This window comes from Saccharothrix espanaensis DSM 44229, assembly GCF_000328705.1.
Taxonomy (GTDB): Bacteria; Actinomycetota; Actinomycetes; order Mycobacteriales; family Pseudonocardiaceae; genus Actinosynnema; species Actinosynnema espanaense.
Genome location: NC_019673.1, coordinates 1813020 through 1827557, shown reverse-complemented (window position 1 = coordinate 1827557; position 14538 = coordinate 1813020). Strand labels below are relative to the sequence as shown.

At 73.3% G+C, this 14538-nt stretch carries 20 protein-coding genes; 9 read left to right on the top strand and 11 right to left on the bottom strand.

Translation table 11 applies throughout. The features are described 5' to 3' along the window. Positions 1-43 precede the first annotated feature (43 nt). Entirely contained in the window at positions 44-529 is a 486-nt protein-coding gene (locus BN6_RS08690; protein ID WP_015099207.1) for a hypothetical protein, read from the bottom strand. 276 nt (positions 530-805) lie between these two features. Between BN6_RS08690 and BN6_RS08685 the strand changes: the two genes are divergently transcribed. Both BN6_RS08685 and BN6_RS08680 read left to right on the top strand, forming a co-directional pair. Then, on the top strand, positions 806-1588 hold the full coding sequence (locus BN6_RS08685; RefSeq protein ID WP_015099206.1) for an IclR family transcriptional regulator: 783 nt from the start codon (positions 806-808) through the stop codon (positions 1586-1588). 116 nt (positions 1589-1704) lie between these two features. After that, positions 1705-2799, top strand: coding sequence for a GntR family transcriptional regulator (locus tag BN6_RS08680; protein WP_015099205.1), 1095 nt, complete (start codon positions 1705-1707; stop codon positions 2797-2799). Positions 2800-2806: 7 nt separating this feature from the next. On the opposite strand, the gene BN6_RS08675 is transcribed toward BN6_RS08680, so the two are convergent. From BN6_RS08675 to BN6_RS08655, 6 genes are all read right to left on the bottom strand, one after another. Then, on the bottom strand, positions 2807-3775 hold the full coding sequence (locus tag BN6_RS08675; RefSeq protein WP_041316346.1) for a TerC family protein: 969 nt from the start codon (positions 3773-3775) through the stop codon (positions 2807-2809). 13 nt (positions 3776-3788) lie between these two features. Next, on the bottom strand, positions 3789-3917 hold the full coding sequence (locus tag BN6_RS49490; RefSeq protein ID WP_269454327.1) for a hypothetical protein: 129 nt from the start codon (positions 3915-3917) through the stop codon (positions 3789-3791). Positions 3918-4014: 97 nt separating this feature from the next. Next, the gene (locus tag BN6_RS08670; RefSeq protein WP_015099203.1) at positions 4015-5205 is read right to left on the bottom strand and encodes an ABC transporter permease; all 1191 of its coding nucleotides are present in this window, start codon (positions 5203-5205) and stop codon (positions 4015-4017) included. Further along, a complete protein-coding gene (locus tag BN6_RS08665) occupies positions 5198-5860 on the bottom strand; it encodes an ABC transporter ATP-binding protein (protein ID WP_015099202.1) in 663 nt (220 codons plus the stop codon). The genes BN6_RS08670 and BN6_RS08665 overlap by 8 nt, the downstream gene beginning before the upstream one ends. Next, entirely contained in the window at positions 5857-6918 is a 1062-nt protein-coding gene (locus BN6_RS08660) for a peptidoglycan-binding domain-containing protein (RefSeq protein ID WP_015099201.1), read from the bottom strand. Before BN6_RS08660 ends, BN6_RS08665 begins: the two co-directional genes overlap by 4 nt. Continuing rightward, complete coding sequence (locus BN6_RS08655) at positions 6915-7373, bottom strand: hypothetical protein (protein ID WP_015099200.1); 459 nt, start codon at positions 7371-7373, stop codon at positions 6915-6917. Before BN6_RS08655 ends, BN6_RS08660 begins: the two co-directional genes overlap by 4 nt. Before the next feature lie 109 nt (positions 7374-7482). On the opposite strand from BN6_RS08655, the gene BN6_RS08650 reads away from it, so the two are divergent. Continuing rightward, complete coding sequence (locus BN6_RS08650) at positions 7483-8136, top strand: response regulator transcription factor (RefSeq protein ID WP_173430485.1); 654 nt, start codon at positions 7483-7485, stop codon at positions 8134-8136. Beyond that, positions 8133-9263, top strand: coding sequence for an ATP-binding protein (locus BN6_RS08645; RefSeq protein WP_015099198.1), 1131 nt, complete (start codon positions 8133-8135; stop codon positions 9261-9263). Before BN6_RS08650 ends, BN6_RS08645 begins: the two co-directional genes overlap by 4 nt. Here BN6_RS08645 and BN6_RS43370 read toward each other — a convergent pair. Both BN6_RS43370 and BN6_RS08640 read right to left on the bottom strand, forming a co-directional pair. Then, positions 9241-9417: a DUF397 domain-containing protein gene (locus BN6_RS43370; RefSeq protein WP_015099197.1), complete on the bottom strand. Its 177-nt coding sequence runs from the start codon at positions 9415-9417 to the stop codon at positions 9241-9243. The two genes, BN6_RS08645 and BN6_RS43370, sit on opposite strands and share 23 nt — an antisense overlap. Then, on the bottom strand, positions 9414-10268 hold the full coding sequence (locus BN6_RS08640) for a helix-turn-helix domain-containing protein (protein ID WP_015099196.1): 855 nt from the start codon (positions 10266-10268) through the stop codon (positions 9414-9416). The genes BN6_RS43370 and BN6_RS08640 overlap by 4 nt, the downstream gene beginning before the upstream one ends. 230 nt (positions 10269-10498) lie before the next feature. Here BN6_RS08640 and BN6_RS47655 point away from each other — a divergent pair, with 230 nt between their 5' ends. The 3 genes from BN6_RS47655 to BN6_RS47645 all read left to right on the top strand — a co-directional run bounded on the left by BN6_RS47655 (position 10499) and on the right by BN6_RS47645 (position 11428). Further along, positions 10499-10720: an AAA family ATPase gene (locus tag BN6_RS47655; protein ID WP_015099195.1), complete on the top strand. Its 222-nt coding sequence runs from the start codon at positions 10499-10501 to the stop codon at positions 10718-10720. 103 nt (positions 10721-10823) lie between these two features. Beyond that, complete coding sequence (locus BN6_RS47650; protein ID WP_197540247.1) at positions 10824-11243, top strand: hypothetical protein; 420 nt, start codon at positions 10824-10826, stop codon at positions 11241-11243. Between the two features lie 38 nt (positions 11244-11281). Then, positions 11282-11428, top strand: coding sequence for a hypothetical protein (locus BN6_RS47645; protein ID WP_197540246.1), 147 nt, complete (start codon positions 11282-11284; stop codon positions 11426-11428). Here BN6_RS47645 and BN6_RS08625 read toward each other — a convergent pair. Both BN6_RS08625 and BN6_RS08620 read right to left on the bottom strand, forming a co-directional pair. Further along, entirely contained in the window at positions 11403-11963 is a 561-nt protein-coding gene (locus tag BN6_RS08625) for a hypothetical protein (protein WP_041312320.1), read from the bottom strand. The two genes, BN6_RS47645 and BN6_RS08625, sit on opposite strands and share 26 nt — an antisense overlap. A 140-nt stretch (positions 11964-12103) precedes the next feature. Then, positions 12104-12523, bottom strand: a complete 420-nt coding sequence (locus tag BN6_RS08620) for a GNAT family N-acetyltransferase (protein ID WP_041312318.1) — start codon at positions 12521-12523, stop codon at positions 12104-12106. Positions 12524-12699: 176 nt separating this feature from the next. Here BN6_RS08620 and BN6_RS08615 point away from each other — a divergent pair, with 176 nt between their 5' ends. Both BN6_RS08615 and BN6_RS08610 read left to right on the top strand, forming a co-directional pair. Next, positions 12700-13665, top strand: a complete 966-nt coding sequence (locus BN6_RS08615; protein WP_041312315.1) for a daunorubicin resistance protein DrrA family ABC transporter ATP-binding protein — start codon at positions 12700-12702, stop codon at positions 13663-13665. After that, positions 13662-14465, top strand: a complete 804-nt coding sequence (locus BN6_RS08610; RefSeq protein ID WP_015099189.1) for an ABC transporter permease — start codon at positions 13662-13664, stop codon at positions 14463-14465. Before BN6_RS08615 ends, BN6_RS08610 begins: the two co-directional genes overlap by 4 nt. Positions 14466-14538: the final 73 nt, after the last annotated feature.

The window sequence follows — 14538 nt, the reverse complement described above, 5'->3', positions numbered from 1 at the left end:
GCGCCCGGCCGGGGCACGGCCGGGCGCCTTTTCTCCGGGAGGGCTACTTCTGGTCCTGCCGCGTGCTGAGCACCACCGAGCGCTCGCCCAACGGGGCTTCCAGCTTCGCGGTGAGCGGCGGGTGGCGGATGTCCATCGTGCAGACCTCCGCGTCCTTCGGCGTGGTCTCCACCAGGACGACCTTCACCGCCTGCGCGGTCTGCTCGGCGATCTCCACGCTCGCCTTGCCGCAGCCGCCTTCCTGCCCGATCAGGCCCAGGGTGCTGCCGTCGCCCTCGGTCCACACCGTCTGCGGCGTCCCCTCGGGCACGGCCGAGGCGTCGAGCTTCGCCTTCGGCACCTCCTTGCCGCCGGGTGGCACCGGGCTCTGGAACTCCGGGTCCTCCGACGACGAGGGCGGGTTGGACGGCGACGTGGTCAGCGTCGGACCGCCGCCGTTGCCCGCGTCGAGCGCGGGCTGGTTCGATGCGCAGCCGACGAGCACGAGCAGCAGCGCGCCGGCACCGATCGCGGTTCCCAGGCTTCTCATGTGCAGAGGACGGAACAACTCGGACACCGGGTTGCCCGCGCCTTTTGACAGTTACCCGTTCAGGTGATCCCGGAGCCCCGCGCACGTCCCGACGCAGGGCCTCCAACCGCACGTCAGTGCACGGGCCCTCCGCGCCCTTCGCGCTCACCCTCGTACGTGGCCGCTCATTCATGTCTGTGAATCGGAGTCGTCGTCGTGAACGTCGTGTGCGGACTGGAAGAATCGCCATAGCGACGTGTCGAGAGCGTGTTGCCGGACCGCTTCTGTGGAGGACGGATGACTGGACCCGGGTCACCCGCTCGGCCGAACGCGGTTAAGTCGGCGGACCGGACGGTGGAACTGCTCGAAGTGCTGTCGGCGTCGGAGCGCCCGCTGACGCTGACCGAGCTGCACCGCGAGCTGAGCTACCCGAAGTCGAGCCTCTACATGCTGTTGCAGACGCTCGTGGCCCGGGGCTGGGTCGAGCTCGACCCGACCCGCGGCACCTACGGCATCGGTGTGCGCGCCCTGCTCGTCGGCACCTCCTACCTCGACCACGACCCGGTCGTGCGGGTCGCGATCCGGGTCATGGAGCAGGTCCGCCGGGAGATCGACGAGACGGTGCACCTGGCCCGGCTGGACGGCTCGGACGTGGTCTACCTGGCCGGCCGCGAGTCCGAGCACCACCTGCGAGTGGTGTCGCGGGTCGGCCGCCGGCTGCCCGCGCACGCCACGTCGCCGGGCAAGGCGCTGCTCGCGGCGCGCGGCCCGCAGGAGGTGGACGCGATCCTGCCCACCCGGCTCGCGCCGCTCACCCCGAACACCGTGGTGGACCGCGCCGCGCTGCACGCCCAACTGGCCGGGTTCCGCGCGGCCGGCTACGCGCAGGAACGCGAGGAGAACACCCCGGGGCTGGGCTGCTTCGCGGTCGCCCTGCCCTACCGCACGCCCGTGCTGGACGCGATGAGCTGCTCGGTCCCGCTGGGCCGCCTCGACCCGGAGCACGAGCGCCAGGTCGTGACGGCCCTGCTGCACGGCGCGCACACCATCACCGAACTGCTCCGCCAGTTCGGCCGCTGACACCCCCGCTCCGCCTGGCCGAGCCCGACCGTGTCCGGCGGCTGCTGGACGTCGCCGAGCAGCCGCCGGCCGCCGAGGGTGGAGCCGTCGCGCGCCTCGGGGACCGACCCGACGCGGTGCTGGAGGGCAGCTACGGCGAGGCGGTGCTGGACACCGCCGACCCGGGCACCGTGCCGCCGCGCCCGGTGCCGCGCCTGCCCGGCACCGTGCACGCCGAGGCCGACGAGCACGAGGCCGACGAGCACGAGGCGGCCGGGCAGTGGCCGGCGTGCTGGGCGTGCACTGACCCGCTTGGCGGGGCCGGCCGGCACTCGACCGCTCGGCGGAGCCGGACCCGCTGGGTGGGGTCGTGCCCCCTGATGCGGGTGGCGGCGACCTGGGACACCCTGGGGGTTACGCCCCGGACGGGCGACTGCTTTTTGCATACCGAAGTCCGTATGTTGAAAGCCGGGCCCGCCGCACCTGCCGTCGAAGGAGGGCTCGTGAGCCAGCCCAGGTCACCGTCGCTCGGCGCGGGAGCCGCCGCGCGGCGAACCGCCCGTGATGCCCTCAGCGGTGCCGCGGCCCGCCGGGTGGCGCGGCCCGCACCGCTGCGGGAGGCCGTCTACGACGCCCTGCTGGACCTCATCGTGAACCGCACCCTCCAGCCGGGGCAACACCTGGTGGAGATCGACCTGGCCGAGCACCTCGGGGTGAGCCGGCAGCCGGTCCGCGAGGCGCTGCAACGCCTCCAGACCGAGGGCTGGGTCGACCTGCGCCCGGCGCAGGGCGCGTTCGTCCACACGCCGACCGACGAGGAAGCCGACCAGCTGCTCAGCGTCCGGGGCGTGCTGGAGACGCACTCGGCCAAGCTCGCCGCCGAACGCGCCACCGCCCAGGACGTCGCCGGGCTGGCCGAGATCCAGCAGGCGGGCCTGCGGGCGCTGGCCGCCGAGGACGTGGCGGGCGTGGTGGCGGCCAACGCGGCGCTGCACGCGGCCATCAGCGGCCTGTCCGGCAACACCGTGCTGGCCGACCTGATCGCCACCGTCGACCGCCGCGTCCGCTGGTACTACGCGCCGCTGGCGCTGACCTTCCGCCAGGACGCGTGGACCGAGCACGCCGACCTGATCGAGGCGATCGGCGCCCACGACCCGGACACCGCCGGCCGCATCATGGCCCTGCACACCGAACGCACCCGCCAGGCCTACCGGGCGACCCGGACCGACTAGCCGCCGGTCACGCGTCCGGGTCGGCGACCTCCGTCTTGGTCCGGGCCGACGTCATCAGGCTCGCCACGGTCGTGACCAGCAGGACGCCCAGGATGACGCCGAGCGAGAGCAGGATCGGGATCTCCGGCGCCCAGTCGACGCCGTGGTGGTGCAACGCCTCCAGGATGAGCTTGACCCCGATGAAGGCCAGGATCACCGCGAGGCCCTTGGCCAGGTGGATTAGCCGGTCCAGCAGCCCGCCGATCAGGAAGAACAGCTGGCGCAACCCCATCAGGGCGAACGCGTTGGCGGTCAGCACCAGGTAGGTCTCGCGGGTCAGGCCGAAGATCGCCGGGATCGAGTCGACCGCGAACAGCAGGTCCGTGGTGCCGACCGCGACCATCACGATGAGCATCGGCGTCACCACCCGGCGGCCGTTCGACACCGTGGTCAGCCGCGCGCCGTCGTAGCCCGGCGCGGTCGGCACCACCCGCTTGAACGCGCGCAGCACCCGGTTCTCCTGGAACTCCGGCTCGTCCGAGTCGTCCTGCCGCAGCAGCTTCCACGCGGTGAACACCAGGAACGCGCCGAAGACGTAGAACAGCCAGTCGAACCGGGAGATCGCCTGCGCGCCGGCCGCGATGAACGCCGCCCGCAGCACCAGCGCGATCACCACGCCGACCAGCAGCACCTTCTGCCGGTACTCCTTCGGCACCGCGAACCTGCTCATGATCAGCAGGAACACGAACAGGTTGTCGACGCTGAGCGAGTACTCGGTGATCCACCCGGCGAAGAACTGCCCGCCGTAGTCCGGCCCGGCGAACACCGTCACGCCGAGCCCGAACAGCACCGCGAGGCCGACGTACACCGAGACCGCCACCAGGGATTCGCGGAACGACGGGTCCCGCGGGTCGCGCGCGACCAGGTAGAAGTCGAGCGCGATCACCAGCGCGATCGCCCCCAAGGTCGCCAACCACACCCAGGTGGGTAGCTGCATCACGGCCCCTCCGCTAGTCACCGGCGCGCCGACCGCGGCCCCGCGCGTGCTCGGCGTACCGCACGAACCAGCGCTGTGCCAACGGGTTGCGCGCACGCATCCGCCCCAGCCAGTGCGGGGCGATGCCCTCATGCAACCACACGCCCCCACCGGACCACGCCGGACTCACGGCTTCTTGATCGACGGGGGCCCGGCCCGACGCCCGGACCGGGACCCCCGCGGATCTGCGGCGCGGGGACCTACGGAGTCGCCAGTGCCTCCGCTGGGGGCAGTCGGCTCGCCCGGATCGCCGGGAGCAGCCCGGCCAGCACGCCGATCAGCGCGGTCGCGGGCACGCCGCCGGCGGTCGCCCACAGCGGCACCACCACCGGCCAGCCCTGGGCGGTCGCGTAGCCGGCGGTCACCAGGACGCCGAGCACCGCGCCGCCCACCCCGCCCAGGCCCGACAGCAGCAGCGACTCGGTCAGGAACTGGACCCGCACCTGGCCGCCGGTCGCGCCCAGCGACCGGCGCAACCCGATCTCCGCACGCCGTTCCAGCACCGAGATCACCATCGTGTTGGCCACGCCGACCCCGCCGACCAGCAGCGCCACCGCGCCCAGGCCGAGCAGCAGGGCGTTGAGCGTGGCGTCGGCGACCTGCTTGGCGGCCAACGCGTCCGACGGCCGCGACACCCGCACCGCGTCCGGCTGCTCCGGGTTCGCGGTCGCCGCGAGAGCGCCCTGCACGGCCCGCACGGCGTCCTCCCGGGCCCGCGCGTACACGGTGGTCGGGTGGCCGTCGAAGCCCAGTTCCCGTTCCGCCACCGGCCACCCGACCAGGGCGGCGGTGTCCAGTTCGGGGGTGAGCGGCGCGGGACCCAGGACGCCGACCACGGTGAACCAGTCGCCGCCCAGGTGCACGGCCTCGCCCGGGGCGGCCACGCCGAGCCGTTCGGCGGCCTTCCCGCCGAGCACCACGGCCGGGTACCGCGCGGTGGCCTCGTTCAGGAACTCGCCGCGCGCCACCGGCACGCCGACCGTGGCGAGCAGGTCGGTGCGGGTGGCGAGCACCCCGATGCCGCCGGACTGGGCAGCCGGGACGTGGTCGTTGCGGTAGACCTTCGCGTCGACCTTGCCGGTCGCGGTGGTCGAGGTGACCGGGTCGAGCCGGCCGACCATGCCGACCGACTCGACCGGCAGCCGGGCCGGTTCGCCGAACAGGGTCTGGCCGGGGCCGACCGAGAGCAGGTTGGTGCCCAGCGCGGCCAGCCGCCGGTCCAGGTCCGCCCGGCTGGACGCGGACACGCCCACCACGGCCACCATCGCCGCGATGCCGATGGCGATGCCCAGCGCGGACAGCGCGACCCGGCCCGGCCGGGCGCGCAGCCCGAACCCGCCGACCCGCAGCACGTCGGCGAACCGCAGCCGGGCGGGGCGCGGCTCAGCCATCGCCGACCACCCGCCCGTCGCGCACGTCGACCCGGCGCGGCAGGCCCGCCGCCAGTTCGCGGTCGTGGGTGACGACCACGACGGTCGTGCCGGCCTCGTGCAACGACCGGAGCAGCGCCAGCACGCCCGCGCCCGACGCGGAGTCCAGGTTGCCGGTGGGCTCGTCGGCCAGCAGCAGCGCGGGCCGCCCGACGACGGCCCGCGCGACGGCGACCCGCTGGCGCTCGCCGCCGGAGAGCTCGTGCGGGCGGTGCGCCAGCCGGTGGCCGAGCCCGACCGACTCCAGCGCCGCCGCCGCGCGCCGGCGGCGTTCCCGGACCGGGACGCCCCGGTAGAGCAGGCCGGCGGCCACGTTGTCCACTGTGGACACGCCGCCGGCGAGGTGGAACTGCTGGAACACGAACCCGACCACGCCCGCCCGCAACGCCGACAGCCGCCGGTCGGACAGCGCGCCGACGTCGTGCCCGGCGACGCGGACCGTGCCGGCGGTGGGCCGGTCCAGCGTGCCGACGAGGTTGAGCAGCGTCGACTTGCCCGACCCGGACGGCCCGACCACCGCCAGCAACTCGCCGCGGCCGATGCTCAGCGTCACGTCCCGCAGCGCGCGGACCCCGTGGTACTCGCGGGAAGCGCCGTGCAACTCGACCAGGCTCACCGCGGCACCCCCACGTCCAGCCCGGCGGTGACGCCCCCGCCGCTCACCTCGACCTTCCCGTCGGCGAACAGCCCGGTGTCCACCGGCACGTACCGGGTCGTGCCGCCGTCGACGACCTGCACGCCGTACCGGCCCTCGCCGAGGAACACCAGCGCGCCGACCGGGACCGCCAGGACGTCCTCCTTGCGGGTGGAGACCAGCCGGACCTCCACCGGGGCGGCGTCCAACGAGCCGAGCGCCGCCTGGTCGGCGACCGCGACGACCACGTCGACCGTGGTCTCGGTGTCCGTGCCGGGCTGCGCGGACGCGACCGTGCCGACCGACTCGACCACGCCCGGCACGGTCCGGCCGTCCGGCAGGGTCACCGTCGCCGTCACCCCGGGCGCGACCAGGTGCTGCTTGGCGACCTCCAGCGGCACGGTCACCACCCTGGTCGTGCCGGTGTGGGTCAGCACCGGGCCGCCGGCCTCGCCGCCCAGCGGGACCTTCAGCTCGGCGACCCGGACCTCGCCCGGCGCGAACACCACCTCCGCCGCCGGCACGGTCCCGGTTTCCAGGCGCCCGGTGTCGCGCTGCCACGCCCGGACCGCGTCGGCGGTGCCTGCGGTGAACGTGGTGTCGACGGTGAAACCGGTGTACCCCAACGCTTCCAAGTTCTCCTCGAACTGCCGCACGTCCTCGCCCGCCACCCCGGAGGACAGCGTCCGCCACGCGGGCGTCGCGCCGAACAGCAGCGGCACCGGGCGGTCGTCCACCCGGTAGACCGGCTGCCCCCGGCCGATCACCGCGCCCGGCGCGGGCAGCCACGTGACGGTGCCCGGCGGTCCGGGCGGCACCGCCGTCGCCGGCCCGCGTCCCAGCGCGCCGGTCACCCGCTCGGTGCCGGTCAGCGTCGTGACGACGACCTTCGCGGTCGCCGGCGGCAGGTTCGCGGCGGTGGCGGGCGGCGGTTCGCCCCCGCCGAACCCGACCGCCGCCACGCCGCCGGCGGCCAGCGCCACCACCGCACCGGCCCCGAGCAGGACCCGTCGGCGCGGACTTCCGCTGGTCGGGTTCACCGCACCAGCTCCGGCAGCTTGTCCTGGCAGGCTTCGAACGCGGCTTGGAACGCGGGCCCCGTCCGGTCGACGCCGCTGAGATCGGGCTTGCCGCCGTTCGGGTCGGGGTCGGGCATCTCGACCCCGTGCTCCCTCATGCACCCGGCGAACGCGCGCAGCTTGTCGAGCTGTGCGGGGTCCAGACTGGACAGATCCCCGCCGCCCGGCAGGTGTTGCTTGCACGCGGCCATGGCCGGCGTGAACGCCGGGTCGTCGCGGTCGACGCCGGCCAACCCGCCGAGCTTGCCCGCGTCCGGCCCCGGATCGGGCACGTCGACCCCGTTGTCCCTCATGCACTGCGCGAACCGCACGCCCTGGTCGGCCGCCGTGCTGCTCGGCGCGGCCTGTTCGGCGGTGTCCGGCGCGCACGCCCCCAGCAGCAGCGCGCACGCCACCACCGCCATCACCCTTCTCATGTTCCCCTCCTGGGATCGGATGGGAGCAGTCCAGCAGCGGGGGGATAACCGGGGCGTGGCCGTGCCGGCTTATGCCGGCGTTATGGGTGCCCGGCGGATCATGGTGGCCATGCGGATCCTGGTGGTGGAGGACGAGGAGGCGCTGGCGGGCGCGATCGCCGAGTGGCTTCGGCGTGAGCCGTTCGCGGTGGACGTCGTGCACGACGGCGAAGCCGCGCTGGAACGCCTGGCGACCAACGACTACGACGTGCTGGTGCTCGACCGCGACATCCCGTACGTGCACGGTGACGAGGTGTGCCGGACCGTCGTGGAGCGCGGCGACACGCGGGTGCTCATGCTGACCGCGGCGGCCGGCGTGCGGGACCGGGTGGCCGGGCTGGCGCTGGGCGCGGACGACTACCTGCCCAAGCCGTTCGCGTTCGTGGAGCTCTCCGCGCGGGTGCACGCGCTGCTGCGGCGGTCCCGGCCGGCGGTGCCGCCGGTGCTGCGCCGCGCGGGTTTGGACCTCGACCCGGCGCGCCGGCTGGCGTCCCGGGACGGCGCGCCGCTCCCGTTGGCCAACAGGGAGTTCGCGGTGCTGGCCGAGCTGCTCCGGGCGCAGGGCGCGGTGGTGCCGGCCGAGGTGCTGCTGGAGAAGGTCTGGGACGAGCACATCGACCCGTTCACCAACGTGCTGCGGGTGACGGTGATGAAGCTGCGCCGCAAGCTGGGCGAGCCGCCGGTGGTCGAGACCGTGCCCGGCGTCGGGTACCGGATCCCGTGACCGGCCGCTGGGGTGTCCGGGCCCGGCTCACCGCGCTGTACGGGGGCCTGTTCGCGCTGGCCGGCGCGGTGCTGCTGGCCGTGACCTACCTGCTGGTGCGGCAGAGCCTCGACGGCGGCGGCACGACGGCGGTGCCGGACCTGCTCGCGCTGCGCAAGCTCGGCGGCGCCCCGCTGGACGAGGTGGTCGAGTCGTTCCGGGCGGCCGAGGAGCGCTACCGCGACGGCGTGCTGGACTCGCTGGTCGCCTGGGGGGCGCTCGCGCTGCTGTGCGTCGGGCTGGTCGCGGTGGGGGTCGGCTGGCTGGTGGCGCGCCGCGCGCTGGACCCGGTGCACCGGATCACCGAGACGGCCCGCCGGATCACCGCCGGGCAGGGCCTGCACGAGCGGATCCCGGCCCAGGGGGCGCGCGACGAGGTGGCCGAGCTCGCCGGGACGTTCAACGCGATGCTGGACCGGCTGGACCGGGCGTTCGACGGGCAGCGCCGGTTCGTCGCGGACGCCTCGCACGAGATGCGCACGCCGCTCGCGGTCAAGCGCGCCCTGATCGAGGTGGCGATCACCCGACCGGGTGCCTCGGCGGACGCGCGCCGGCTGGGCGCGGAGCTGCTGGAGGTCAACGCCCGGCACGAGCGGCTCATCGACGGGCTGCTGGCGCTGGCCGACGCGGAGACCGAGCCCGCCGAGCGGACGCCGACCGACCTGGCCGGGATCGCCGAGCACGTGCTCCGCCAGTCCGGGGCCGCCGACGTGGGCGTGGAGGTCCTGCGGGACCTCGGGCCCGCCTCGGTCGACGGCGACCCGGTGCTGCTGGAACGGCTGGTGCGCAACCTCGTCGACAACGCTGTCAAGCACAACCACGCGGGCGGCCGGCTCGAGGTCGTGTCGCGGGACGGGGTGCTGGTGGTCGCCAACACCGGTCCGGAGATCCAGCCCTACGAGGTGGAGGGGTTGTTCCGCCCGTTCCGCCGGCTGGACCGGGCTCGGACGACCACCGGGGAACGCGGGCTGGGCCTCGGACTGTCCATAGTGCGCGCCATAGCCGCCGCCCACGGCGGCACGGTGACCGCGGCACCGAGGGCGGACGGCGGGTTGGAGGTGACGGTCAGGTTTGGCGGAGGAGGGTGAGGAACGCCCGGAATGGACGGTCCGCGAAGGTCAGTTCTGGGCCTGGACGCTTGCTGTCACGAACAACGGTGGCCGCGCGGCCGACGGCCAGCTCCACGCAGTTGTTCCCCGCGCCTGAATGCGAGCTTCTACGCCACGTCTTCTTCGTGTTCATGTTTCCTTCAGTGCGGTTGCCAGTTTCCTGATCAGCGCAGCCGACTCCTTGGGCGACAGGGCGACCTGCGCTGCCATGTCCTCGAAGTGAAGCAGGTACTTCTCGACATCGGCCGGATTGTCCACCCACTTGCCTCCACCCGCGTACTCCAGGTACACGGAGGAGGGATCGCCGGCGTCGAACCGGAGCGCGGTGGCGCCGCCGCCCGACATGGTCCCGTAGGCCCCCGCGCCGAACGGGATCACCTGGATGGTGATGTCCGGCTGCCGGGCCATCTCCAGCAGCTGCGACAGCTGCGCGTGCATGACGTCGGGTCCACCCACGACCCGGTGCAGCGCGGCTTCGTCGATCACCGCGTGCAGGCGGAGTCCGGGCAGCCGGCGCTGGCGGCTCGCCAACGCCGCCACCGCCTGGTCCACCGGCACTGACGGGTCCAGGAAACGCTGTCCCGCCAAGCGCACCGCGGAGGCGTACGCGGCGGTCTGGAGCAGGCCGGGGATCACGATCATCTCGATGGTGCGCACTTCCGTCGCGTCCGCCTCCTGCCGCGCGTACGTCCGCGCCTCGGGGGTGTACGCGGCGGCGTTGGCCAACCGGGTGCTGTCCTGTTTGGCGTCCTCCCACAGGGCTTCCGCTTCGCGCCGCTCGGCGTCGGTCGCGCCGTACAACCCGAGCAGTGCGCCCAACTCGGTCCAACTGGGACTGATGTAGCCGTTCTCCATCCGCGACAGCGTCGACTGGGTCTTGCGGGTCAACGCGTGGTAGTCGACCTCGGTCTTGCCGGCGCGCTTGCGCAGGGCGTTCAGGAACTGCCCGAGCTTGCGCTTGCGTCGGGTTTGGACGGCTGCCATTCGGATCGCTCCTCGCTGAAAAGAACTGCGAACACCCTAGTCGGCGCGCACGCCGATTTCAGTTCACTCGTTCGAGCGTTTTAAGGTGCATACGCACCCATTAACATGAACCCCGTCGGTGGGGTCGCGCGGTCGCGGGTCGGGCGGCCCGCGGCGCACGCCACGCAGCGCGGCCCCACCGGCCCGGCGAAGCCCATGATCACCACCCCTTCCCCACTGCAGTCGGCCGCATGTACATCTCGCCGGTCCGGCTGCGGAACATCAAGGGGTTTCACGGCGCCCGCGAGGTCGACCTGCATCTCACCGCACCGGGCTGGACGGTCATCGCCGGGCGCGACGGTTCCGGCAAGACCTCCCTGCCGCACGCCGTCGCGCTCGCCCCCAGCGGCCCCGCGGTGGCCCGCAACCTGGTCTCGGACTTCGAGAACTGGGCCACCGCCGGCCGGCGGTGAGGCCGTCGCCCAGGTCCGGTTCACCCTGGACGAGCACGCCGAGCGGTGGTCCGGCAAGGACCGCCGGCCCTCCGGCGCGCTGTGGGCCGGCCTGGTGTGGACGATGCCCGACGGCGACCGGGGCGTGCAGCCGTCGCTGAGGGAGAAGCTGGAGGGCAGCAAGACCGCGGCGACCCGAGGCCCTGGCAGGACAAACTACCGGGTGGTTCTGCGCAGCGTACGGGCCGTTCCGGCGGATGGTCGGCGCGACCGACGACGCCCAGCGGCTGATGTCGAACTCCGGCCCGGTGTCCCGGCTCGCCACCTGTTCCACGAGGACGCCTCGCCGGCCGAGGGCGTCGGCCGGCTGATCGAGCAGCACCTGCGGTCGCTGGAGCGGCGGCCCGGAGCGGAGGAGTCGAAGGCGGTCGCGCCGGCGATCCTGTCCGACGGCCTGCTGCCCGACGACTACCGGATCGAGGGAATCGACCCGGGCGGCCTCACAGCCCGTACCTGTGCCAGGCGGCAGACCCGGGCGGCCTGATCCGGCTGCCGGGCCCCGACCAGGCGGAGCCGCCGCGGGTGGTGGACCAGCGCCTGTACGAGCGGATCGTGTACGGCAGCGGCGACGACGCGGTGCTCTCCGAGCTGTTCGGGCTGGAGGTCGCGGTGATCGCCGGCACGGACGGCGAGCGGGGCGCCGCTACGAGCAGCTCAAGCGGATGCTGACCAGCTCACCGGTGGTGCGGGCGCGCGAGGTGCCGGCCCGCATGGAGCTGGAATCGGACCGCGCGGAGTCGGAACGGGGATGATCCGGATCGCGCGCGCCGCGCTGCCCGTCGAGCTCGCCGGCTGCCGGCGCTGGCCGCGGGGCCGCGGAGATCTCCGCCGCGCCGGACCGGGTGCGCACCGCGCGGGCGGCCTGCAAGCGGTCGGCCGTGCGGCGGTCCGTGCACGCGCCGCTGCGCCGGCTGCTGGAGGAGATGGCACCGGGCCACCAGCGGTGCAGGTACCGCGGCGACAGCCAGGGCACCGACAGCGACCACTTCGAGCCGTTGTCCCGCAACCCGTTGCGGACCTTCGACTGGCTCAACCACCTGCCGGCCTGCTCGACCTGCGACAGCAACCTCAAGCGGGACCGGTACCCGCTGGACGACGCGGGCCGGCCGCTGCTGGTGGACCGGGTGGTGGTGATGAGCCTGCCGCGGTGGTCCGCCGGGCGGGCGCGCGGGGCCGGGCACGAGGTGCGCGAGGCGGTGCTCACCGTCCAGGGGCAGCCGTTCGCCGACGTCTGCCAGGCGATGCCGCGGCTGTCCTCGACGCCGGGCGCGGCGCGGGTGCTGGACGGACCGGTCCTCGCGGTACTGCGGGATCCCGAACTGCGCGCCCGGCTGCCGGCCTGGTTCAGAGGTCGCGCATCATCCAGGTGGACGCCTCGGGCACGAACCCGTGCCGCCCGTAGAACCGCCGCGCCGCGTCGTTGGGCGCCTCGGTCTCCAGGATCATCCGGCGCGCGCCGGCCTCCCGGCAGGCCTGGGCCAGGTCCTCGATGACCTTCCCGCCGACGCCGCCGCCCCGGTTGCGGACGAAGAACTCGTCCAGCAGCGCGTCCCGCCCGCCCGACTCCAGCGAGTAGCCCCAGGTGAGCACCGCGTAGCCGGTGTCGAACAGCCAGACCTGGCCGAAAGCGTCGTCGGCCAGCAACGGCCCGAGCGCGGCGGTCAGCACCGCTTCGTCGTAGTCGTGCCCGTCCACCTCGTAGAACTCGCGCAGCAGAGGCAGGACGGTCGGGAGGTCCGATGTGGAGGCTCGGCGGATCAACACGCCACGCAGCGCACACCGCTTCCGCGCCGGCCGCAACTTCGCCGGCGGGCTTGGGCCGCCCGAGGGACTCGCCGGGCCCCGGATCGTCACGAAAAGCCGCAGGTCGGGGTGACCATTCGACTAACAGGGTGAAATTCGCGGCGAAATTGTCGGTGCGCGGGTCCATCATGGCCCCCATGGCAGACGCAATCGTGGCCGAGGGGCTGGTCAAACGCTACGGGTCGGTCGTCGCCCTGGACGGGTTGGACCTCGTGGTGCCGGAAGGCACCGTCATGGGCCTGCTGGGCCCCAACGGCGCGGGCAAGACGACGACCGTGCGGGTGCTCACCACGCTGCTGGAGCAGGACGCGGGGCGGGCGACCGTGCTCGGGCTCGACGTCGTGTCCCAGGCCAAGGAGCTGCGCCGCAGGATCGGCCTGTCCGGGCAGTACGCGGCGGTGGACGAGAACCTGACCGGGTTCGAGAACCTGGACATGGTGGGCCGGCTCTACCACCTGGGCAAGAAACCCAGCCGGGAGCGGGCCCGGGAGCTGCTCGACCGGTTCGACCTGGTCGAGGCGGGCGACCGGCCGGTGAAGGGCTACTCCGGGGGGATGCGCCGCCGGCTCGACCTGGCCGGCGCGCTGGTCGCCAAGCCCGACGTGCTGTTCCTCGACGAGCCGACCACGGGCCTGGACCCGCGCAGCCGGCTGGGCATGTGGGACGTCATCGGCGAACTCGTGGCGGGCGGCACCACGCTGCTGCTGACCACGCAGTACCTGGAGGAGGCCGACCGGCTGGCCGACAAGATCGCGGTCATCGACCACGGCAAGGTGATCGCGCTGGGCACCGCCGACGAGCTCAAGGCGCAGGTCGGCGGCGAGCGGCTGGAGCTGACCGTGGGCACCGCGCAGGACGTGGCCACCGCCCGGGAGGTGCTGGGGCCGCTGGCCATCGGCGAGGTCGTGGTGGACGAGCGGGCGCACCGGCTGACCGTGCCGGTGTCCGGCGGGTCCGAGGTGCTGGTCGACGGCATCCGCCGGCTGGACGCCGAATCGGTGAAGGTGCTCGACGTCGGCCTGCGCAGGCCGACGCTGGACGACGTGTTCCTCACGCTGACCGGACACGCGGCCGAGGACAAGCAGGGGGAGCAGGGGGCATGAGCGCAGTCACGCAGGCGCTGGCGGACGGCGCGGTCGTCGCCAAGCGCAATCTCATCAAGATCAAGCGGGTACCGGACCTGCTGGTGTTCTCCACCTTGCAGCCGATCATGTTCGTGCTGCTGTTCGCGTACGTGTTCGGCGGGTCGATCGACATCCCGGGCATGGACTACCGCGAGTTCCTGATGGCGGGCATCTTCACCCAGACCGTGGTGTTCGGCGCGACCATCACCGGCTCGGGCCTGGCCGACGACATGCAGAAAGGCGTGATCGACCGGTTCCGGTCGCTGCCCATGGCGCGGTCGGCGGTGCTGATCGGGCGGACCACGTCGGACCTGCTCAACAACGTCATCGTCGTGGTGGTGATGTCGCTGACCGGCCTGGTGGTCGGCTGGCGGATCAACTCGTCGTTCTTCGAGGCGCTGGCCGGGTTCGCGATCCTGCTGCTGTTCGCCTACTCGCTGTCGTGGGGGATGGCGATCGTCGGGCTCATGGTGCGCAGCCCGGAGGTGTTCAACAACGCGAGCTTCATCGTGATCTTCCCGCTGACGTTCATCGCGAACACCTTCGTGCAGGAGAGCAAGCTGCCCGGCGTGCTCAAGACGTTCGCCGAGTGGAACCCCGTCTCGGCGGTCACGGCGGCGGCCCGCGAGCTGTTCGGGAACACGAACCCCGCCTTCCCGCCGGCGGACGTGTGGTCGTTGCGGCACCCGGTGCTGACGACGCTGATCTGGGTGGTGGTCTTCCTCGCGGTGTTCGTCCCGCTGGCCACCCGCCAGTACCGCAAGGCGGTCAGCCGGTAGCACTTCCGGCACCGAAACCGGGTCGGCGCACCGCCGGCCCGGTTTTCCTTTTCTCCCGGGGAAATCCGACCGG